19 protein-coding genes are annotated in these 20,007 nt (G+C 59.3%); 5 read left to right on the forward strand and 14 right to left on the reverse strand.

What is annotated here, in order from left to right:
• Nucleotide 1 precedes the first annotated feature (1 nt).
• Nucleotides 2-1,123: a serine/threonine protein kinase gene (locus DHN55_RS07750; protein ID WP_108881773.1), complete on the reverse strand. Its 1,122-nt coding sequence runs from the start codon at nucleotides 1,121-1,123 to the stop codon at nucleotides 2-4.
• 25 nt (nucleotides 1,124-1,148) lie between these two features.
• Complete coding sequence (locus tag DHN55_RS07755) at nucleotides 1,149-1,652, reverse strand: flavin reductase (RefSeq protein WP_108880734.1); 504 nt, start codon at nucleotides 1,650-1,652, stop codon at nucleotides 1,149-1,151.
• Nucleotides 1,653-1,762: 110 nt separating this feature from the next.
• On the opposite strand from DHN55_RS07755, the gene DHN55_RS07760 reads away from it, so the two are divergent.
• The gene (locus DHN55_RS07760) at nucleotides 1,763-2,896 is read left to right on the forward strand and encodes an SRPBCC family protein (protein ID WP_108880735.1); all 1,134 of its coding nucleotides are present in this window, start codon (nucleotides 1,763-1,765) and stop codon (nucleotides 2,894-2,896) included.
• A gap of 13 nt (nucleotides 2,897-2,909) precedes the next feature.
• Nucleotides 2,910-3,557, forward strand: coding sequence for a hypothetical protein (locus DHN55_RS07765; RefSeq protein ID WP_108880736.1), 648 nt, complete (start codon nucleotides 2,910-2,912; stop codon nucleotides 3,555-3,557).
• Between the two features lie 20 nt (nucleotides 3,558-3,577).
• Here DHN55_RS07765 and paaK read toward each other — a convergent pair whose 3' ends face one another.
• Together paaK and paaI are read right to left on the reverse strand one after the other, a co-directional pair.
• Nucleotides 3,578-4,885 carry a phenylacetate--CoA ligase PaaK gene (paaK, locus tag DHN55_RS07770; protein ID WP_108880737.1) on the reverse strand — a complete coding sequence of 436 codons (1,308 nt, stop codon included), beginning with the start codon at nucleotides 4,883-4,885 and terminating at the stop codon, nucleotides 3,578-3,580.
• Between the two features lie 30 nt (nucleotides 4,886-4,915).
• Complete coding sequence (gene paaI, locus DHN55_RS07775; RefSeq protein WP_108880738.1) at nucleotides 4,916-5,350, reverse strand: hydroxyphenylacetyl-CoA thioesterase PaaI; 435 nt, start codon at nucleotides 5,348-5,350, stop codon at nucleotides 4,916-4,918.
• A 118-nt stretch (nucleotides 5,351-5,468) separates the two neighbouring features.
• Between paaI and DHN55_RS07780 the strand changes: the two genes are divergently transcribed.
• Nucleotides 5,469-5,930 (forward strand): 2Fe-2S iron-sulfur cluster-binding protein, encoded by a 462-nt coding sequence (locus DHN55_RS07780; RefSeq protein WP_108880739.1) that lies wholly within the window; start codon nucleotides 5,469-5,471, stop codon nucleotides 5,928-5,930.
• A gap of 4 nt (nucleotides 5,931-5,934) precedes the next feature.
• Complete coding sequence (locus DHN55_RS07785; protein ID WP_108880740.1) at nucleotides 5,935-8,196, forward strand: molybdopterin cofactor-binding domain-containing protein; 2,262 nt, start codon at nucleotides 5,935-5,937, stop codon at nucleotides 8,194-8,196.
• Between the two features lie 9 nt (nucleotides 8,197-8,205).
• Here DHN55_RS07785 and DHN55_RS07790 read toward each other — a convergent pair whose 3' ends face one another.
• From DHN55_RS07790 to DHN55_RS07805, 4 genes are all read right to left on the reverse strand, one after another.
• On the reverse strand, nucleotides 8,206-8,544 hold the full coding sequence (locus tag DHN55_RS07790; protein ID WP_108880741.1) for a P-II family nitrogen regulator: 339 nt from the start codon (nucleotides 8,542-8,544) through the stop codon (nucleotides 8,206-8,208).
• A gap of 26 nt (nucleotides 8,545-8,570) precedes the next feature.
• Complete coding sequence (locus DHN55_RS07795; RefSeq protein WP_443111091.1) at nucleotides 8,571-9,731, reverse strand: ammonium transporter; 1,161 nt, start codon at nucleotides 9,729-9,731, stop codon at nucleotides 8,571-8,573.
• A 200-nt stretch (nucleotides 9,732-9,931) separates the two neighbouring features.
• Nucleotides 9,932-11,092 carry a thiolase domain-containing protein gene (locus DHN55_RS07800; protein ID WP_108880743.1) on the reverse strand — a complete coding sequence of 387 codons (1,161 nt, stop codon included), beginning with the start codon at nucleotides 11,090-11,092 and terminating at the stop codon, nucleotides 9,932-9,934.
• A gap of 23 nt (nucleotides 11,093-11,115) precedes the next feature.
• The gene (locus tag DHN55_RS07805; protein WP_108880744.1) at nucleotides 11,116-12,183 is read right to left on the reverse strand and encodes an MBL fold metallo-hydrolase; all 1,068 of its coding nucleotides are present in this window, start codon (nucleotides 12,181-12,183) and stop codon (nucleotides 11,116-11,118) included.
• A 293-nt stretch (nucleotides 12,184-12,476) separates the two neighbouring features.
• On the opposite strand from DHN55_RS07805, the gene DHN55_RS07810 reads away from it, so the two are divergent.
• On the forward strand, nucleotides 12,477-13,334 hold the full coding sequence (locus tag DHN55_RS07810; RefSeq protein ID WP_108881774.1) for a D-amino-acid transaminase: 858 nt from the start codon (nucleotides 12,477-12,479) through the stop codon (nucleotides 13,332-13,334).
• 14 nt (nucleotides 13,335-13,348) lie between these two features.
• Here DHN55_RS07810 and DHN55_RS07815 read toward each other — a convergent pair whose 3' ends face one another.
• From DHN55_RS07815 to DHN55_RS07840, 6 genes are all read right to left on the reverse strand, one after another.
• Nucleotides 13,349-13,681 (reverse strand): 2Fe-2S iron-sulfur cluster-binding protein, encoded by a 333-nt coding sequence (locus DHN55_RS07815; protein ID WP_108880745.1) that lies wholly within the window; start codon nucleotides 13,679-13,681, stop codon nucleotides 13,349-13,351.
• 103 nt (nucleotides 13,682-13,784) lie between these two features.
• Nucleotides 13,785-15,137: a selenium-binding family protein gene (locus DHN55_RS07820; protein ID WP_337660042.1), complete on the reverse strand. Its 1,353-nt coding sequence runs from the start codon at nucleotides 15,135-15,137 to the stop codon at nucleotides 13,785-13,787.
• Between the two features lie 115 nt (nucleotides 15,138-15,252).
• Nucleotides 15,253-16,614 carry a TRAP transporter large permease subunit gene (locus tag DHN55_RS07825; protein WP_108880747.1) on the reverse strand — a complete coding sequence of 454 codons (1,362 nt, stop codon included), beginning with the start codon at nucleotides 16,612-16,614 and terminating at the stop codon, nucleotides 15,253-15,255.
• A complete protein-coding gene (locus tag DHN55_RS07830) occupies nucleotides 16,611-17,222 on the reverse strand; it encodes a TRAP transporter small permease subunit (protein WP_108880748.1) in 612 nt (203 codons plus the stop codon). Before DHN55_RS07830 ends, DHN55_RS07825 begins: the two co-directional genes overlap by 4 nt.
• Nucleotides 17,223-17,322: 100 nt before the next feature.
• Nucleotides 17,323-18,360, reverse strand: coding sequence for a TRAP transporter substrate-binding protein DctP (gene dctP / locus DHN55_RS07835; protein ID WP_108881775.1), 1,038 nt, complete (start codon nucleotides 18,358-18,360; stop codon nucleotides 17,323-17,325).
• Between the two features lie 142 nt (nucleotides 18,361-18,502).
• Nucleotides 18,503-19,972: a hypothetical protein gene (locus tag DHN55_RS07840; protein WP_108880749.1), complete on the reverse strand. Its 1,470-nt coding sequence runs from the start codon at nucleotides 19,970-19,972 to the stop codon at nucleotides 18,503-18,505.
• Nucleotides 19,973-20,007: the final 35 nt, after the last annotated feature.

The following is a 20,007-nucleotide window of genomic DNA, read 5'->3' on the forward strand; positions in this document are numbered from 1 at the left end:
ATCAGCCTTTCGGGAAGTAGTCCTCAAAACTGCTCTCACGATAGACGTCCGCGGTGCAGCAGTGCAGGCCGCCGCCAAAGGCATAGGCATCGCGCAATTCCACTTCGACGACTTCGATACCCAGCTTGTCGAACTGCTCGGCCTGGTAGACTTCGGATTTTTCGACGCACACGGTCTTGGGATCGAGCACCAGTACATTCATGCTGAGCCACGTCGAGGAGTAACAAAGCGGTGGCGGCGAATTGTGTGCCGGTTGCGCTGCATCGACAATTTCCCAGCCATTGCGGTGGAAGAACTCGCGCTGGTCATCGGGCAGGCGCCGGTTCGGATTGTTGAGGATCAGGCCGGGTCGAACCGGGGTGAAGGTGGCGTCGATGTGGATCGGGTACGGGTCGCCGGGAAAGTTCACCGCATGGACCCGGTGGTCGGGGAAATGCCGGCGCAGCCACTCAATGCCCTTGAGGTTGGTGGTGAAACCATGCTGCACGACAAGGTCCTTGCCCATGCGCAGGACGTCCGCTGCATCAAACAACGGCTCTTCCTCGGTGGTGACGAAGAACTTGTCCGCCGTCCATTCAAGCCGTTTTTCAATGCCGATTTTCTCCGACAGGTAATCGGCCCGGTAATCGGCATCGGTAAGCCGCGGCTTGGGTGCGGCCTCGTGCCTGAAGTTGGGGTCTTCGTTGAAGTATTGCTGCATCAATGGCCGGTAGCACAGGTATTCAAACCAGCGGCAGCGATAGGACATGGTTGCTTCGAGGATTTCGCTGCCGACAGTGAGCAGCACATCGCGCGGCGGCATGCAGCCAAACTGGCTGTCGGTGTGAAAGTCGGGTGTTGTTGCAGGCAGTGAGAAATCCGTCGGGGTCGGGCGGTCCACCCTGATGCCGCGCTTTTGCAACTGGAGGGCAAAATTGTCCAGCAACTCGTTGCCGCGATCGATCATCTCCTGCGGGCGCTTGCCCCACTGGCCGCGCATATCGGAATCTTCCGGCACCTTGGCATCCAGGGCAGGCTCTGCCGGCGGGATGTGGCAATCGGTTGCCAGACCGACAATGACGTGTTTCAGGGGATCCCATTCATTCCAGCTGTTGACGGTGGTTTTCTCAGCAGTCCAGTTCATTGCCATTTCCTCAGTCAGGCTGTGCTCAGCCCAGATATCTTCTTTTTGTGTATGTCAAAACTTGCGACGGCGCATTGAGCACAACATCGGCTACCTCGCCAATAAAAATGATGTGGGTTCCCCAAGCCTGCTGCAGTTTTAACCGGCAGTCGAATATGGCCACTGCGCCATCCAGGTGCGCAGAGCCAGTTGCGCCCGATGAATGTGTCACACTGTCATACTTGTCCGGGCCCGTTGCCCCGTGCCGGCCCGCAAACCCGTCCGCGAGGCCGGATTGGCCTTCAGCCAGCACATTGACCGCGAACACGGCATTTTGCGCTATGGCCTTGGCTGTCAGGCTGTCGGCATGCAGGCATACCAGCAGTGATGGTGTTTCGCTGTCAGCCGATACCGGCGACATGGCGGTAACTGTGGTGCCGGCACGGCCGCCCCCGCCATCGGTTGTGACCACGCATACCGAATTGGTAAGCTGGCTCATGGCATCCAGAAACGGTTGTCTGAGCGGGCTTTCGCCTGTGTCAGTCGGCATGGGATTTCCTGTTGGATCGGATGAGGTTAGGATTTGGTTCAGCTAATCAACATTGCAAGTGAGCCCACGATCTAGCAGACTTTGGGTCATACACAATAGAGACATGTACCATGAATGTTCACAGCAAACCGGTATCCGCCACCGCCGAGCTTAAAGCCAATGCATCGCTGCCGTTTGAACGCGCGCGCGCGATGCCGAAAAGCGTCTACACATCCGAAGAGTTCCTGGCCGAGGAAATCGAGCATGTGTTCGCGAAAGACTGGTTTTGCGCCGGCCGCGCCAGCTCCCTGAAACAGCCCGGCGATTACATCACGCTTGAACTGGCAGGCCAGCCGGTCATGGTTGTGCGGGATGCGGAAGGCAAGCTGCGGGCCCAGTCGAATGTCTGCCTGCACCGCATGTCGACGCTGCTTGAAGGGGCCGGCAATACCCGGTCCATCGTGTGCCCCTATCATGCCTGGACCTATAATCTGGACGGCAGCCTGCGTGGCGCACCGGCCATGACCCTGAACGAGGGGTTCAAGAAAGACGGCTACTGCCTGCCCCAGGTCCGGTGCGAGGAATGGCTGGGATGGATCATGATGTCGCTGAATCCGGATGCGAAGCCGGCTTCGGAGGGTCTGGTGGAAGTTGAAGACCTGGTCGGCCAGTACGGCATGGAGCACTATACCGAAACGTTCCATGAAACCCACGTCTGGGACACCAACTGGAAGGTCCTGGCCGAGAATTTCATGGAGAGCTATCATCTTCCCGTCTGCCATGCCGGCACAATCGGCGGCTTGTCGAAGCTGGAGGAGATGGACTGCCCGCCCGGCAAGGAGGCCTTCAACTATCATTTCATCCTGAAGGACGACAGCCTGAAAATCGCCCTGGCGCATCCGTCCAATACCCGCCTTGAAGGCCATTGGCGGCGTACCACGACACTGCTGGCCATATACCCGAGCCTGCTGATCACGCTGACACCGGGATATTTCTGGTACCTGTCCCTGCATCCGAAGGGAACCGGTCAGGTCAGCATCATTTTTGGCGGCGGCATGTCGCCGGAATTCGTCAATGATCCGGAAGCACAAGCGCACTTCGGGCAATTGAAAGAACTGCTGGACGATGTAAACGTCGAGGATCGCGGCTGCACGGAAAAGGTCTACAAGGGCCTGTGTTCCGGTTTTGCCAGGCCGGGACACCTGTCCCATCTGGAACGCCCGAATTATGACTTTGCGCAGTATCTTTCATCGCGCATTCCGTGATACGCCCGCGGGCATGATTTCGTTTCTGCACACCAGCCCGGTTCACGTGGCGACCTTTGATGCGTTGCTGGATGAATTGTCACCCGGCATGCCGCGCCAGCACCGGGTCGAGGAAAGCTGGCTTGAGACCGCTCGCGACAATGGCATGTCGCCGGAACTGTCCGATACGATTACCGATGCGATGCGCCAGCTGGCAGCCGGCGGGGTAGGGGTTTGCACGTGCTCGACGATCGGCGGGGTTGCCGAAGCCGCTGGCATCCACGGCGCACCGACGATCAGAATTGACCGCGCCCTGATGCAGGCGGCCCTTTCACATGGGCTCCGTCCGCTGGTGGCCATGTGCCTTGAAAGCACAAAGGCGCCCACGCTGGACTTGCTGGGCGATGTTGCCGGAGGGCAAGGCATGGATGCGGCACCGGTTGTCGTCATGTGCCAACCGGCATGGCAGCATTTTGAGGCAGGTGATATGGACGCCTATGCCCGGTCGATTGCCGAAACCGTCAAGGCAGGCCTCGGCAATGATAGTGTAGACTGCATAGTCCTGGCGCAGGGATCCATGGCGGTCGCCGAGCCGTTGCTGGCCGATACCGGCCTGCCGGTTCTCAGCTCACCCCGGCTCGGCGTTTTGCGGGCGCTGGACATCCTGAACGAAAACGCCTGACCCCGAACGGTTCGGCTGAGTTACTTGACGCGGTTGTCTATAATGCGTTTTGCCTTGCCCATGGAGCGCTCGATTGTTTCGGGTTCGACAACATGAACGATCGACGTCACACCGATATTGTTCTTGATCAAGGTCTGCAGTTCCGCCGCCAGGCCGATACGGACCTCTTCGGCGGCTGACCCGGGCAGGGCCTCGACGTTGATGGTCATGGCGTCCATACGGTCCGACTTGGTCAGTTCGATGTAGAAGTGCGGGCTCAAGCCTTCCGTACGCAGGATCAGTTCCTCGATCTGGGTGGGGAACACGTTGACACCGCGAATGATCATCATGTCGTCTGAGCGCCCGGTCACCTTTTCCATGCGCCGCATACTGCGCGCCGTTCCCGGCAACAGCCTGGTCAGGTCGCGGGTGCGATAGCGGATGATCGGCAAGGCCTGTTTGGTCAGCGAGGTAAACACCAGTTCGCCCTGTTCGCCGTCCGGCAGCACTTCACCGGTCTCCGGATTGACGATCTCGGGGTAGAAATGGTCTTCCCAGATGTGCAGGCCGTCCTTGGTCTCAACGCATTCCTGCGCGACGCCGGGGCCGATCACCTCCGACAGGCCGTAGATGTCTATGGCGTCCATATCAAAAGCCTGTTCGATTTCTTCGCGCATGGAATTGGTCCATGGTTCGGCACCGAATATGCCGATTTTCAACGATGACTTGCGCGGATCAATGCCCTGCCTGCGGAATTCGTCGAGCACTGCCAGCATGTAGCTGGGGGTGATCATGATGACCTCGGGCTTGAAATCCTGGATGAGCTGGACCTGGCGTTCGGTCATGCCGCCGGAAATCGGGATAACCGAAAGCCCGAGGCGCTCTGCGCCATAATGCGCGCCGAGCCCGCCGGTGAACAGTCCATAGCCATAGGATATGTGGCATTTCATGCCTGGCCGGCCGCCGGCGGCGCGGATTGAACGAGCCATCACATCGGCCCACATGTCGACATCGGCCTGGGTATAGCCCACGACGGTGGGTTTTCCGGTGGTGCCGGATGAGGCGTGAATGCGGGCAACCTGATCCTGCGGCACGGCAAACATGCCGAACGGGTAGTTGTCACGCAGGTCGGATTTGACGGTGAAGGGAAATTTCGCCAGGTCCGACAGTTCCTTCAAGTCACCTGGTTTGACGCCGGCCTTGTCAAATGCCTGCTTGTAGTGGGCAACATTTTCATAAGCCTGCGCCAGCGTCGTTTTCAGCCGATGCAGCTGCAGCGCCGAGATTTCATCGCGCGATGCGGTTTCTATGGCGTCTGTCATGGGGGTGTAGGTTGCCGGGTCAAGCATTGGTTTTTCCTGGTTAGGTGAAAGCTACGGTCAGGAGGCCTCGATAATCGAGCCTCCGACGGTTCTGGAGTGGCCCCGGAACTCGGCGATCTGCTGGCCGCTTTCGAGGGTCACTGTGATATCATAGATGCCGGACCGGCCGGTGCGTGAGCGCTCGACGGCCGTGGCGACCAGCCTGTCTCCGGCTTTTGCCGGCGCAATGAAAGTGATCTGGGCGTGTTGTGCGACCGTTCTTTCATCATAGGTGTTGCAGGCAAAGGCGAAGGCTGAATCGGCGAGGGTAAATATGAATCCGCCGTGGCAGGTGCCGTGGCCGTTGGTCATGTCGGGCCTTACCGTCATCGACAGTTCGGCGTTGCCGGGCGAAACCGACACGAGTCGCATGCCGAGTGCCTGAGAGGCATTGTCGTTGGCCCAAAGGGCGTCGGCACAGGCCCTTGCGGTATTGTCTTTGCTGGATGTCATGAAGACTCGTGGATTGAACTAAACAGTTGTAATCACAATGTGCCAAATGTAGCCAGCAATGGCAAAGTCGATTCTGCGGCTTCACAATTTTGCTGCATCGGAGGTTTAGGCGACGCGCATGGACATCAAGATCAACGGCAAGACGGTTTCGATTGAAACCGACCCTGAAATGCCCCTGCTGTGGGCACTGCGCGATGTTGCGGGGCTGACCGGTACCAAGTTCGGCTGCGGCATCGCCATGTGCGGAGCCTGTACCGTGCTGATCGACGGCGAACCGACCCGGTCGTGTTCCATTGCGCTGGAAGACGTGTCGGGCGAGGTGACGACGGTAGAGGCGCTGGAAGGCGACGACGGTGCACTGCATGCGGTGCAGGAAGCCTGGATCGAGCTTCAGGTCGCGCAATGCGGTTATTGCCAGTCCGGCCAGATCATGTCGGCAGTGGCGCTTCTGGCCGGCAATTCCTCTCCAACCGATGCCGACATAGACGACGCCATGTCGGGCAATCTGTGCCGCTGTGGCACCTATCCGCGCATCCGGGCAGCCATCCATGCGGCTGCCAGGAAACTGGCGGGGGCCTAGGCACATGGGAAAACTGCTCAGGCGAACATTCCTCATCGGTTCCGCGGCAGTTGCCGGCGGGGTGGCTGTCGGGTTCTACATGTACAAGACGCCGTATCCGAACCCGCTCACGGCTGACGCTGACAAGGGTGAAAGTGTCTTCAACCCGTTCGTCAAGATAGCCGCCGACAATTCGGTGACCATTATCGTGCCGCGGGCCGAGATGGGCCAGGGTGTCGTGACCACCATGGCCGCCCTGGTGGCGGAAGAGCTTGATATCGAGCTTTCAGACGTGAAAACCGAATTCGCACCGGCTGCCAGTGTCTATTACAACCGCGCCATGCTCGAGGAAGGTGCGCCTTTCCAGGTGTTCGACAATTCATTTATCGCGGAGATGACCCGCGACATTCAGGGTGTTGTGGCCAAGTTCCTTGCGATGCAGGCAACCGGCGGGTCGAGTTCGACCATTGACGCCTTCGACCGGATGCGCACCTCAGGCGCCGCCGCACGCGCCATGCTGATCGCTGCCGCAGCCGATAAATGGCAGGTGGCGGCGGCGTCGCTCAAAACCGAGAACGGCAAGGTGCTGGATCCGGCGCTTGGCCGCAGCATTGCCTATGGCGAACTGGTCGCCACTGCAGCCGAGCAGGACGTGCCGGAGACCATTACGCTGAAAGACCCGGCGGACTGGCGTTATCTCGGAAAATCGCAACCACGCCTGGACATGGCCGCAAAGGTTACCGGCAAGGCAGAGTTTGGCGTTGATGTGCGCTTGCCCGACATGCTGTTCGCCACGGTGCGCATGAACCCGCGCCAGGGCGCAAAGATGACCGGCATGGATGCATCGGCTGCCGAAAAGGTTTCCGGCGTGGTCAAGGTGATAAACCTTGGCACCGGTTACGCGGTGGTTGCCGATAACACGTGGACCGCGTTCAAGGCGGCTGACCTGGTCGCGCCTGAATGGGCCGAAGCCACCTATCCCGCAACAACGGAGGCGATCTTCGCCGGCATTGATGCAGCCCTTAGAGCGGGTGGCGGATTCAACATGCGCAATGACGGTGATGCATCCGGCGCGATAGCAGCGGCATCCGGCAAGGCGATCAGCGCGCGTTATACCGCGCCCTATCTGGCCCATGCCACCATGGAACCGATGAATGCCACGGCGCAATGGACAGACGGCAAGCTTACCGTGTGGAGCGGCAACCAGGCGCCGACGTCGATCGTGACGCAGGCCGCCTCGGTGTTTGGCCTTTACGCAAGTGATGTGTCGGTTCACTCAACTTATCTTGGTGGCGGTTTCGGCAGGCGGTTTGAAACCGACTTTTCAATACTGGCGGCCCGCGTAGCGAAAGAAACCGACGGCAAGCCGGTTCAGGTCACCTGGACCCGGGAAGAAGACATGCGTCACGACATGTACCGGCCCGGCGCAATCTGTGAGGCTGCTGCGGTGGTTGACAGCGAGGGCATGCCTTCGGTGGTATTCAGGGTGGCAAGCCAGTCACCCATCGCATCGACATTCGGACGCCTGGCAGGCGCTATCACGCCACCGGGCAATGACAAGACCATTGTCGACGGTTTGTGGGACCAGCCCTATGCGCTGGCCAATTATCGCGTCACCGGCATTCCGGTGGACATGGACATACCGGTCGGGTTCTGGCGCTCCGTGGGCCATTCGCACAATCCGTTTTTCCATGAGAGTTTCATGGATGAAATCGCCCAGTCTTCCGGTCAGGACCCACTGGAAATGCGCCTGAAGCTGATGCAGCCTTACCCTGCCGCCGTTGCTGCCCTGCAAGCGGTAAAGGACATGTCGGGATGGGGAACACCACTGTCGGCTGCCGGTGTGAAATCACGCGGGCGCGGTGTTGCCTTCTGCCTGTCATTTGGCACATGGGTAGCGCAGGTGGTCCAGGTGGCTGATACTGATGACGGTATTCGGATCGAAAAGGTCTGGTGCGCTGCTGATTTTGGTACTGCGCTAGATCCGAAAAACCTTGAAGCGCAGATGATGTCCGGGATCATATTCGGCCTGTCTTCTGCCATTGGGCAGGAGATCACGTTTGCCGACGGTGCGGTCGAACAAGGCAATTTCGACAGCTACGATGCCATGCGCATGAACCAGGCGCCTGAAATCGAAGTGCGGGTGTTGCAGGATTCCGGCAAGATGGGCGGCGCCGGAGAGCCGGGCACGCCGCCGTCGCTGCCGGCACTTGCCAATGCGATATTTGCCGCAACCGGCAAGCGTATCCGGCAACTGCCGTTGTCGAAAGAAATCTCTTTCGCATAGGTGATAACCCTAGAGCGCGTCCGATCCGGTTTCGCCGGTGCGGATGCGCAAGGCGTTTTCCAGATCAAGCACGAAAATCTTGCCGTCGCCGATCTTGCCGGTGTGACCGGCCTGGGTGATGGTTTCAACGACCTTGTCGGCCACGTCGCCGTTGACCGCGATTTCGAGCTTTACCTTTGGCAAATAGTGCACTGTGTACTCGGCGCCGCGGTAAATCTCGGAGTGCCCGCCCTGGCGGCCAAATCCCTTGACCTCGGATGCAGTCATGCCGCTCACTCCAACGCCCGACAGGGCCTCGCGGACTGCGTCAAGCCGGTGTGGCTGGATAATGGCTATGATGAATTTCATCGTTCGAACTCCTGCATCCAGTTGGATTAGTGATTGTAACCGGTTTCGCCGTGCGAGGCGAGGTCGAGGCCTTCGCGCTCTTCGTCCGTGCTGACCCGCAAACCGGTGGTTGCCTTGACCACCATGACGATGATGACACTGACAATGGCGCAGTAGAGAGCGGTTACCGCCACGCCGGTCAACTGCACCAGGAACTGGCTGCCGGCACTGGTGCCTTCGTCAAACCCGACACCACCGAGCCCGGCACCCATCAGCACGGCGGTCAGCAGCGTGCCTGTTGCACCACCGACACCATGTACCGCCATGACATCGAGGCTGTCATCGATCCGCATGCGGTTGCGGATCAGGTCGACCGCAAAATAGCAGATGAAGCCGCCGGCAAGTCCGCAGGTCAATCCGCCGATCGGACCGACAAAGCCCGACGCGGGAGTGATGGTTGCCAGTCCGGCAATGGTGCCGGTCACGGCGCCAACCAGGCTCGGCTTTCCGAAACGCTTCCACTCGATGCCGATCCAAACCAGTGTTGCCGTGGCAGCAGATACATGGGTCACCAGCATGGCCATGCCGGCGTCGGCACCGGCAGACAGTGCGCTGCCGGCATTGAAGCCGAACCAGCCGACCCACAGCATTGACGCGCCGACCATGACCATCCAGGGCGCGTGCGGTGGCTGCACGTGAGAGGGAAAACCGCTGCGCGCGCCGAGCATGACCGCCAGTACGATGGCGGCCACCCCGGCGGTGACGTGAACTACGATGCCGCCGGCAAAATCCTTGACGCCCATGGTGCCGAGCCAGCCGCCGCCCCACACCCAGTGGGTCACCGGTGCATAGACCAGCAATAGCCAGAGCGTGCAGAACAACAACACTGCGGAGAATTTGATGCGTTCGACAAAGGCTCCGACGATCAGGGCAGGGGTGATGATGGCGAATGTCATCTGGAACATGAAGAACAGGCTTTCCGGGATGCCGGTGCCGTCGAACACCTGACCGCGCGTTACGCCTGTCAGCATCATCTTGCCGAGACCGCCGACCCAGGGGGAGCCTTCGGCGAACGCCAGAGAGTACCCGGCGATCAGCCAGAGCAGGGACATGAGGGCGGCTATCGAGACACACTGCATCAGAACCGACAGGATGTTGCGCGCGCGCACGAGGCCTGCATAAAACAATGCCAGGCCAGGCAATGTCATGAATAGAACGAGTGCGGTTGAGGTGAGAATCCAGGCCGTATCGGCGCCATTTACCATCAGTATTGCCCTTCTGCAGGTTCCAATTTGCCGAAGGTTTAATCAAATACCGGGCACGCGCAAACGCATTTTGCACGATTTCCGTGCAAAACACGTAGATTCTGACATCAGTCGATCGTGCTGATTAAAATATAGGCAAGTGCCTAGCGCAAGCGCTCAAGAATTGACACATAGTTGGCTACTGCCGCACCGCCCATATTGAAGATTCCGGCAAGTTCCGGCGCCTGCAGCTGCATGTCGCCGGCGTTTTCGGTCAGTTGCATGGCCGCCATGATGTGCATGGACACCCCGGTGGCGCCGATCGGGTGGCCTTTGGACTTGAGGCCGCCGGACGGGTTGACCGGCAGCTTGCCGTCCTTGGCGGTCCAGCCTTCGGCAATGGCGCGCGCGCCTTCACCCTTGGGGGTCAGTCCCATGGCTTCATACTCGATCAGTTCGGCAATGGTGAAGCAGTCATGGGTTTCCACGAACGACAGGTCGTCCAGTGAGGTGCCGGCCTGCTGGTGGGCCTTGCCCCAGGCCTGCTCGCAGCCCTCAAACGCAACGATGTCACGTTTTGCCATGGGCAGGTAATCCTGGGCGTGGGCGGCAGCGCGAAAATGTACCGCCTTGGGAAACCGCAGGGCGGTTTCGGTGTCGGTCATGACCACGGCAGCGGCACCATCGGACACCAGCGAACAATCGGTCCTGCGAATGGCGCCGATCACCGTCGGGTTCTTGTCGGAGATGGTGTTGCAGAACTCATAGCCGAAATCCTTGCGCATCTGGGCGTATGGATTGTGCACGCCATTGGCATGGTTCTTTGCGGCAATCCGCGCCATGGCTTCCGACTGGTCGCCATAACGCTGAAAGTACAGATCGGCAATGCGGGCAAACACGCCGGCAAATCCGCCCGGCGTATCGGCTTCGGTCTTGCGGTAAGACGCATTGAGCAGTACATCGCCGATAACGCTGCCCGGTGCCGAGGTCATTTTCTCCGCGCCGACCACCAGCACGAACCGCGACTTCTTCGAGGCCAGATCATTGAGCCCCATGTGAACGGCCGCCGACCCGGTGGCACAGGCATTTTCAACGCGGGTGGCCGGTTTGAAGCGCAGGGCCGGATCGGCATCCAGTGCAAAAGCGGCCGGAAATGACTGCTTTTCGAACATGCCGAAGTTGCCGACATAAATGGCGTCAACTTCGTCGAAGCCGATACCGGCGTCTTCTACGGCCTGTTTGCATACCCTTGCCAGCATGGTTTCAAGATCATCGTCTTCGAGCTTGCCGAACTGTGAATGCGCCCAACCGATAATTGCTGACATGCGTGCTACTCCTGAATAATTCTCTAATCCGGGCTATGACTATCATGGCTCTGACCGGTTGGCGATACCGTCCAGGTCTCGCCAACGGAAGTCGCGCGAAAGGCGTGATCCGCAATGCCGTGTTTGAGCTTGGCGGCCTGCAGTGCTTCGACCGGTGCGTCAATTGCCTCGTCGGTCAACTGAATGGTGGCGTGATGGATGGCCAGGGACGCGGTGGCACCGAGAAGGTTGTGAGCGCGAGCTGCTTCATCCGGGTTGATATGCTGCGCCTTCATGAACCAGCGCGGCTCATAGGCGCCGATGGGCAACAGGGCCAGGTCCGGAGCGCCATACCGGTCTCTGGTCTGAGTAAAGTGTTCGCCTGTGCCAAATCCCGTGTCCGCGCCGAAATACACCTTGTGCCGGCCTGCTTCGATCATGAACGCCGACCAGAGCGCCTTGTTGCGGTCCTTGAACGTGCGTTTCGACCAGTGCAGCGCCGGGGTGGGCGTGATCACTAAATCAGATGAGTGTTCGAACGGTTCATGCCAGCCGTGTTCGATTACGTTGGCCTGCCGTATCCATCGCTTCACGATGCGCGCATTGCCGTGCGGTGTCAGGATCGGGGCATCATGGTGCCGCACCAGCTTGCGCAATGCGGGCAGGTCCATGTGGTCGTAATGGTTGTGGCTGAGCAGGATCAGGTCAATCGGCGGCAGGTCTTTGAGGGCCACGCCGGGATTGCGTACGCGCTTCGGCCCGGCAAACTGGAACGGACTGGCCCGTTTCGAGAAAAACGGATCGGTCAGGATGTTTAATCCACCTGTCTGCACCAGCACGGTGGCATGGCCGATCCAGGTGGCTGACAGGTCTTTTCCGTTAACTCGCTGCGGCGGCGCCGGGTGAACATCGTTGTCGATCCACTTCGGCCATTTCTGCCGTTCGCCGGAGGTCTGCCACTTCCAGAAGTCGCTGGTGCAGTTGACCACATTGTGGGCCGGCACATGATAGCGCTCGCCGTCATGGTGCACATTCAGTCCGGTCTGGTGATATGACTTGTCGTCTTCTGGCATCTTGTGGCACATCGTGTCTGGTGTAGGGTCCGGAACCATTAATCTTATCCATTCTGCGGGAAGATATTTTGCTTCTGACAAGGCGAAATGACGCAGGAAACCGTCCGGTTTTCAAGTCCTTTCAACGCGGTCAGGGGCAAAATAGACCCCGCCCTTCGGGTTTGAAGGAAAACACCCGCCTGAAGGCGAAAAATGCTCGACAAGGCACAAAGCCTTGCCTTGCGCTTTTTCACCATCATCCGAATGTTTTCTTCCAAACAGAGTTGAATAAGATTAATGGTTCCTGACCCTAGTGAAATCAAGACGTTCAACCAGTTTCAATGAGGCAAAAGATGACCCGCACGGTTTTTGTAAATGGTCAGTATGTTCCCGAAGATCAGGCCCAGGTGTCGATCTTCGATCGCGGGTTCGTATTCGGTGACGGCATCTATGAGGTCGTGCCGGTCATCGGCGGCAAAATGGTCGACAAGGCGCCGTTCCTGGAGCGCCTGAAGCGGTCTTTGGGCGAGCTGCGCATCGACATGCCGATGAGCGATGCCGACTACCTGGCGATGCATGAAAAACTCATAGAACTGAACGGTATCGATGAAGGCGGTGTGTATTCGCAGATTACCCGCGGCGCTGCCGACCGGGATTTCGCGTTCCCGAAAGCCGCGACACCTTCGGTGGCGGCGTTTACCATGAAGAAGCAGTTGCTCGACAATCCGAACGCGACCACCGGCGTCAAGGTGGTAACCGTGGAGGACATTCGCTGGAAGCGCCGCGACATCAAATCCGTTGCCCTGCTGGGCCAGGTCATGGCCAAGCAGGAGGCTGTCGAAAAGGGCGGGTTTGAAGGCTGGATGGTTGAGGACGGTTTCGTCACCGAAGGCACGTCTTCAACGGCCTATATCGTCAAGGACGACACCATCATCACCCGGCCGCTGTCAAACTCGATCCTGCCCGGCATTCGCCGCAAGGCGCTGCTGCAGTTGTGTGACAAGCATAATGTGAAGCTGGAGGAGCGATTGTTTACCGTGGACGAAGCCCTGGCGGCAGACGAGGCGTTCCTGTCGTCGGCGACCACGCTGGTGATGCCGATTGTCGACATTGACGGCACCATGATCGGTGGCGGCCAGCCCGGGCCGATGGCGCGCAAAATGCGCGAAGCCTACATTGCCGAGATCAAGGCGGAGGCAGGCATCGCCTGAACCAGGCCTGGCGTCTACTTCAACGGGCCGAGAAACGGATTGCGGTACAGGTTGGTGTGGGTTTCAACGCCTACCTCGACCACGCAATCTTCCTTCGGTTGCGCCACACACATCAAGATGTAGCCGTCCTGCGACTGGCGCTTGTTGAGTGCTGTTCCCTTGGGTTGGCGGACACTGCCTGACACCAGTCGGCCGGCACAGGTGATGCAGCCGCCATAGCGGCACGCTATCGGCACCGCGATGCCGGCTGCTTCACACACATCGGCAATGTTTTCGCCTTCGGCAACGTTCAGTTCACGGCCGCCGCGATTGGCGACCGTGATCTTGTGGATGGAGTTACCCGTCATGACTTGCGGGGAAGTCCCAGCAAGCGGCGTAGCCAGGCGAATGTCGGCGTCTTGTCGGGCAGGTCCCGAGCCGCGCTGGGCGGCATGCAACAACACATGGCGTTCACATCCAGATGTCGGACGTTACATCTCCGCCGGGATAGCGCATTTCGTGGCACCGGGACGGCCCGTTAGGCTCCTTGCCGAAGTCGACCACGAAGTCGGGATTGATCGACATGCCGCCTTTTTCGGTGTCGCAGTCGACCATGTACATCTGCCCGCCCTGGTCTTTCATGCCGGGATAGAACTGATTGTCCCATGAAGAGAACAGTGACGTGGTTACATACAGGCGCTTGCCGTCCAGCGACAGCTGGATCATTTGCGGTGCACCCTGAACCTTGACGCCGTTTACTTCCGGTGCCTTGCCCAGCATGCCGCCGAGCCACACCTGGCCAGTCATTTTCGGGTTGGCGCGGTCGGTGATGTCATACTGGCGCAGGTCGCCGTGCAGCCAGTTGGCGAAATACAGGTACTTGTCATCCATGGAAATCAGGATGTCAGTGATCAGCGACGGCATCGGGACCGGAAAACCGTCGACATCGATGGTCGGAATGTCGATGACCTTCTCGATTTCAAAATCACCATCATCGGTTTTCCACCAGCGGAACACGTTGGATGACAGCGTAGCTGCGAACATGCCCTCATTGGATTCCGGATCATGCAATCCGCGCACTTCGAGCGGGATCATGCCGTCAGCGCCCATGTCGATGGACTTGACGATTTTCTTGCCGTCGAAATCCCAGAAGTGGATCGACTGACCGTATTTCCCGGCACCGACATCTTCCAGGTCGAAGCCCGGCATGAAGGTGTTGGGCGCGCCCCATTCGGAACTGACCATCATGTTGTGGCGCGGCTGATACCAGAAGTCATAATTGTAGTTCATGCCGGAGATGTCGTTTTCCCAGCGTCCGACAATCTCGAAGTCCTCATTGATGTGCAGAAAGCCTCCCGGCGCATTGCCGTCGGCGTCTCCCAGCATGGAGATGATGATGTCGGCGCCCAGACAATGGACAGTATGCGGCGCGGACAGGTTGGTCTTGGCCTTGATGTCGTCGCCGGAAATTACCTTGTGCAACTTGGGGTTGGTGTCATCGGACGTATCAATCACATTGATGTTGGAGGTGCGCACGCCCGGCATCAGCAGGTATTGCCGTGATTTCGAGGCGTCGTCGTGACAGCTTGAGCAGGCGTTCCAGCCGGAGTGATGCAATTCGTCGCCGATTTGCGGCATCTCGGTGCGCGCAACTACGGAAGAGTAGGTCGGGCTGTCGGGGTCCACGTCAACCGTGGCCAGATAGTCCGGTTTTTCCACGCCGGTGCCGACATACAGTGCCACCGTGTGCAGCAGTTTTTCACGATCTGCCTGCATGGCCTCCTTGGGCGACGCATAACCCGGTCCGCAACACTCTTTGCTCATGATAGTTTCCTCCTGTTATGGGCGTTCCTTCTGTTGGTGCCTCAATTGAATAGTATTCCTATATTTGCATATAAGGCTAGGGGCACTTTCTGCAGCGCAGGACCGGGGACCGGATTCAGTCCATCAGGCTCGGCAGCCAGGTGATGATGCCCGGGAAGGCCAGCAATCCGGCCACGGTAACCACATCGGCGACAAAGAACGGGCCGATGCCGCGGAACACATCCTGCAGCGGGATTTCCAGCGAGTTGCCGTCTTCGTCCTTCAGGTCTCGCGAGACCCCGGCCACCACGAAACAGTTTAGTCCGATCGGCGGGGTGATCAGGCAGATCTCGGCCATTTTGACGACGATGATCCCAAACCAGATGGGGTCATACCCCAGCGCAATCACGGCCGGGTAGACCACCGGCAGCGTCAGGATGAGCATGCCGATGGCGTCCATGAACATGCCGAGGACCGCATAGGCCAGCAGGATACAGATCATGATGACGATCGGCGGCACATCCAGGGTGACTACCCAGGCGGAAAACGCTGCCGGCAAGCCGGCGAAGCCCAAAAAGCGCACAAACAGGAATACACCCCAGATCAGTGTGAAGATCATGGCGGACAGCCGCGCGGTTTCGATCAGGGCCTCCTTAAGGCGGCCCGACATTTTCGACATCTCGTTTTCGCGGAAGGCGCGCCACAGGTAGAACAGGAACACCACCATGGCACCGAGCGCACCGGCTTCCGTCGGCGTGGCCGAACCGGTGTAGATGGCTGAAAAGATGATGCCGACAACGACGAAAATCGGCAACGTGCCGGGAATGCTCTCGAACCGCTCCTTCCAGGAAAAACTCCTGATCGGGCTGCCCAGTTTCGGGTTCCACCAGCACATGCCGACAATCAGTGCGACATAGACTACCGCCGAATAAAGCCCGGGCAGGAAACCGGCCAGCAACAGTTTGCCAACCGACTGCTCCACAATGATCGCGTAAATCACCAGAATGGCAGAGGGTGGTATCAGGGAAGCCAGTGTACCGCCGGCAGCGACAACACCGGCGGTGAGACGCTTGTCGTAGCCGTTCTTCAGCATGTCGGGAATGGCGACGCGCGAGAACACAGCGGCCGTGGCGGTTGATGCACCGGAAACCGCGGCGAACCCGGCCGTGGCCATGACGGTCGCAACCGCGAGACCGCCCGGCACCCAGCCCATCCAGCGCCGCGCGGCCTCGAACAGGCGCGTGGTCAGCCCGGCATAAAACGCCAGGAAGCCGATCAGGATGAACAATGGCAGCACCGACAGGGGATAGGTCACCGTCTTGGAATGGGGAATCTGGCCCGCTATGGAGGCGGCCACATGCCAGCCTTTCAGTTCCAGCAGGCCAAGGAAACCAGTGATCGCAGCGGCGGCGAACACGCGGACCCCCAGCAAGACCAGCACGATAAGCAGGCAGACACCGGCAATACCGGTGGAAAAGGCGTCAAGACCGAGGATCATGGAGTGCTTGCTCCCTTGATCTCTTCTTCGGCCTGCTGTTCCACCGTCTTCATGACCGGCACGGCAACGGGTGCAAGGCTGGAGTTGAGGGCGAGGCGCATGTACCCGAGCAACTGGATGCAGAGCCGGAGCAGCAACACGCTCAGCATGACCGGGACCAGCAACTTGGCCGGCCAGGTGGGCAGTTCGATGTCGATGGTTGAGTCACCGAAACTCCATGAGCGCATGAAGTGGCTGTAGGAATAGGGGATCAGGACGGCGACGATGAACATCTGGACCGCGACGCCAATGGTTTCAGCAGCCCACAGGGCCGCGCCCTTCAGGTAACCGACCACGATTTCCATGCGCACATGGCCGCCAAGCCGCTGGACCTGCGAGATCGACAGCAGGGCGAAGGCGATCATGGTTGCTTCAACCACGTCGATGTAACCGAATATGGGATTTCGAAATACGGTGCGCAGAATGATCTGCAGCATGCCCAGAAACATCAGTCCGAAAATCAGCAAGCCGGACAACAGGTTCAGTGCATCTTCAATTGGTGACAGCAGACGGTCGGCCTGTTTTAGAACCCGTGCCAGCCCGTCATCATCGCGTGATGATTTATCCACCCCTTCATGCCTCCCCGGACGAAGTTCAGTCGTGTTCGCCACGGACCCCGTATCGCTCTTGGTTCGGCGACATCAGGGTCCGTGGCGTGTCTTGTCGTGACTATTCGTATTTTCTGCCGACTGTGGAATAGACCAGTTCGACCAGGCCCTTGGCATCGAACTTGCCTTCATTTTCCTTGATCCAGGCATCGATGACCGGCTTGCCGGCAGCAGCCCGGAAGGCGGACAGCTGTTCTTCGGTGTAGGTCACCTTTTTCAGCTTGCCTTCGAGCATCGGCAGGTTGACCTTGTCGATGTCGATATAGGCCTGGATCTGGGCTTTTGCAGCCTCGTCCTTCACGTCCATCAGCAGCTTCTGGTACTGCTCCGGCAGCCCGTCGAACGCACTCTTGGAAAACACCAGCGGGCAATCCGATGTGCCCGGTGACAGGTTGGCCGTGAACCAATCGGTCACTTCGTGGATCTTGTAGGCCACGTGGGAATAGGTGAACGGGAACGACGCAGCGTCCATGGTGCCCTGTTGCACACCGGTGTAAACCTCGGTTGCGGTTGAGCTGGTTGGTGTTGCACCCATGACTTTCATGGCCTTGCCGACGCCGCCACCGGCGCGCACGGTCTTGCCCTTCCAGTCTTCCAGCTTCATTGGCGGTTCGCCCTTGCCGAGGAATTCGTACTGCGGCAGGTAGGACGACATGTAGAGCATGGCGTTCCACTGGGCGTGTTCCTTGACGATTGCCGGATGGGCATAGACCGCGTCACGAATCTTGCGATTGTCATCCCAGCCGGACATGGGCAGGAATGGCATGGTCAGAACCATCAGGGCGGCGTTTTTCTTCGGATGATAGAAATTGCAGGTCATGGCAGCTTCAAATGCGCCGACCGAGATGCCGTCAAGGTTTTCGCGGGACTTTGAAAGCGCTGCACCATAATGCAGTGTCATGGTGAACTTGCCGTCGGTCTTGGCGCTGACCAGTTCGGCAAGCTTTTCAAAACCTGCGGTGAAGGCACGTTTCTTGCCCCACAGCGATACGTTCCATTTGACTTCCGGACCTTCGACTTCGGCCGCCTGGGCGATCGTCATGGTGGATGTGGTGGCGAACGCGACCAATGCGGTGGTCGCCAGTAGTTTCTTGATCATGTCGTCTTTACTCCCTGTAACAGACATTGCCCGCTTGTCTTCGGGCAGGCTTTGCAAGCCTCGGCAAAACACCCGCCGGGCTTCCTGCGGCGCATGATGCGTTGAACTGGCCGCCGTGGCAAGCGTGGTTCCGGTATTTGGATTAACTGGTGAGAACGCTGATGCAACCAAGTACAAGTGCCGCCCAGAAGAAAGCGACAATCGTGAACCTGGTGTTCCACTTCCACGACAGGGTTGTGCCGGCAATTCCGGTGATCCGGCCCAGTATAAGGGCGGTGGCGCCAAACGGCGATGCGGTCAGGTTCAGTGTCCAGCCGAGTGCAAGTGCGGTGGCCAGCAGGGTCGGGTCAAGCTGGCTGTCCGGCAGGGCGGAATACAGCGACCCCATGAAGGTGACGGTCAGCATCGGCGGCATGGCCAGGTTGGATGCAACCGGCACAATGACCATGATCGCGAGATACACAGCAATCGGCGGCCAGGCTGCAAGCCCGGTGATGTCTGCAAGGACCGGCGCATTGCTCAGGCCTGCGGCTACTATTCCGATGTAACCGGCAGCAGACAGGGTAACGGCTTCCGGTGAACCTGCAGGAACCGACGTACCTGCAATATCCCTGACGCGGGCAATAGCAGCAACGGCCTGATCCGGTCTTGACCTGTACTGGACCCAGACCCACACGGCGGTCACGATCGGGCTTGCCAGCATGAGGGCCGGAACGACCTTTGCGCCGGTGGCAAATATCAGGACCAGCGAGATACCTGCGAGCGCAGCGCATACCAGCCCGAAGCGCTTGAAGGCCTGCCAGGGAAACGGTTCTGCCGCCATGCCCGGTCGTGGCAGTGCATCGTGGGCCGCCAGTGTGGCCCGGGCGCGCTTGCCGGTAACCCGGTCTTCTGCCCAGCCGATTGCCACGATCCCCAATGAAATGAAAAACCCGATGCCGGCCATGACGAGCGGCTTTGAGCCTGACACCACGCTGGCCACCAGGGCTTGCGTGACAGCCGTCGGCGACCAGGCGATAATCCATGAAAAGCCGCGCGCCAGGGCGGACATCTGTCGTCGCTCGCGCCATCCGGCCAGTTCCGGATTGGTTTCCGCATCCGCCTTGATGCCGCGCTGGATCAGGGGCCCCAGAAGGCTGAGGGCCCCGAAATTCAGGATCATGCCCAAGGCATGTCCGCCAGCATGGATGGCGATATAGCGCTGGCCCGGCGGGCGCTGGGTCAGGTAGCGCCCGAGTTTCAGGACCGACGGAGAGGTCACCGCGCCATCACGGAGCAAGGCCAGCAGCAACATGAAGGCTGCAAGGTAGGTTGCCTGTCCAAAGCCTTTCTCGATCAGGGCATAGGGCGCATCTGAAAACAGCAAGGCGCACACGGTTGCTATCACGGCAAGGCCGATGAGATATCGTTCGCGCAGGCCCAGCCGGGTCTGTCCGACCAGCAGGAACACAACCAGCAGAACAGCGGCAATTCTCGCTGCAGGGGTAAAATGCATGTGCAGTTCGATTAGTTCGAACACGCTCATGCCGAGAAGGCAGACGGTTACCAGCCGGTCGCTCCAGCGCGCCGGCGCGCCGTTGCGCCCGGTTGTGGTATCAGCCCCGTTGTTCATGCGCCAATTCTATACCGCGTATCGCGGGCCAGGGT

Origin of the sequence: Anderseniella sp. Alg231-50 (assembly GCF_900149695.1) — a bacterium.
GTDB lineage: Bacteria > Pseudomonadota > Alphaproteobacteria > Rhizobiales > Aestuariivirgaceae > Anderseniella.

Bases quoted from the DNA above. Each gene is read 5' to 3' on its own strand.
- DHN55_RS07785 (WP_108880740.1), top strand. From the start codon at position 5,935: ATGGGAAAACTGCTCAGGCGAACATTCCTCATCGGTTCCGCGGCAGTT.
- DHN55_RS07795 (WP_443111091.1), bottom strand. From the start codon at position 9,731: ATGACATTGCCTGGCCTGGCATTGTTTTATGCAGGCCTCGTGCGCGCG.
- paaK (WP_108880737.1), bottom strand. From the start codon at position 4,885: ATGCTTGACCCGGCAACCTACACCCCCATGACAGACGCCATAGAAACC.
- DHN55_RS07755 (WP_108880734.1), bottom strand. From the start codon at position 1,652: ATGCCGACTGACACAGGCGAAAGCCCGCTCAGACAACCGTTTCTGGAT.
- DHN55_RS07780 (WP_108880739.1), top strand. From the start codon at position 5,469: ATGGACATCAAGATCAACGGCAAGACGGTTTCGATTGAAACCGACCCT.
- DHN55_RS07805 (WP_108880744.1), bottom strand. From the start codon at position 12,183: ATGGTTCCGGACCCTACACCAGACACGATGTGCCACAAGATGCCAGAA.
- DHN55_RS07820 (WP_337660042.1), bottom strand. From the start codon at position 15,137: ATGAGCAAAGAGTGTTGCGGACCGGGTTATGCGTCGCCCAAGGAGGCC.
- DHN55_RS07810 (WP_108881774.1), top strand. From the start codon at position 12,477: ATGACCCGCACGGTTTTTGTAAATGGTCAGTATGTTCCCGAAGATCAG.
- DHN55_RS07840 (WP_108880749.1), bottom strand. From the start codon at position 19,972: ATGAACAACGGGGCTGATACCACAACCGGGCGCAACGGCGCGCCGGCG.
- DHN55_RS07790 (WP_108880741.1), bottom strand. From the start codon at position 8,544: ATGAAATTCATCATAGCCATTATCCAGCCACACCGGCTTGACGCAGTC.
- DHN55_RS07825 (WP_108880747.1), bottom strand. From the start codon at position 16,614: ATGATCCTCGGTCTTGACGCCTTTTCCACCGGTATTGCCGGTGTCTGC.
- DHN55_RS07815 (WP_108880745.1), bottom strand. From the start codon at position 13,681: ATGACGGGTAACTCCATCCACAAGATCACGGTCGCCAATCGCGGCGGC.
- DHN55_RS07765 (WP_108880736.1), top strand. From the start codon at position 2,910: ATGATTTCGTTTCTGCACACCAGCCCGGTTCACGTGGCGACCTTTGAT.
- DHN55_RS07760 (WP_108880735.1), top strand. From the start codon at position 1,763: ATGAATGTTCACAGCAAACCGGTATCCGCCACCGCCGAGCTTAAAGCC.
- DHN55_RS07750 (WP_108881773.1), bottom strand. From the start codon at position 1,123: ATGAACTGGACTGCTGAGAAAACCACCGTCAACAGCTGGAATGAATGG.
- dctP (WP_108881775.1), bottom strand. From the start codon at position 18,360: ATGATCAAGAAACTACTGGCGACCACCGCATTGGTCGCGTTCGCCACC.
- DHN55_RS07800 (WP_108880743.1), bottom strand. From the start codon at position 11,092: ATGTCAGCAATTATCGGTTGGGCGCATTCACAGTTCGGCAAGCTCGAA.
- paaI (WP_108880738.1), bottom strand. From the start codon at position 5,350: ATGACATCCAGCAAAGACAATACCGCAAGGGCCTGTGCCGACGCCCTT.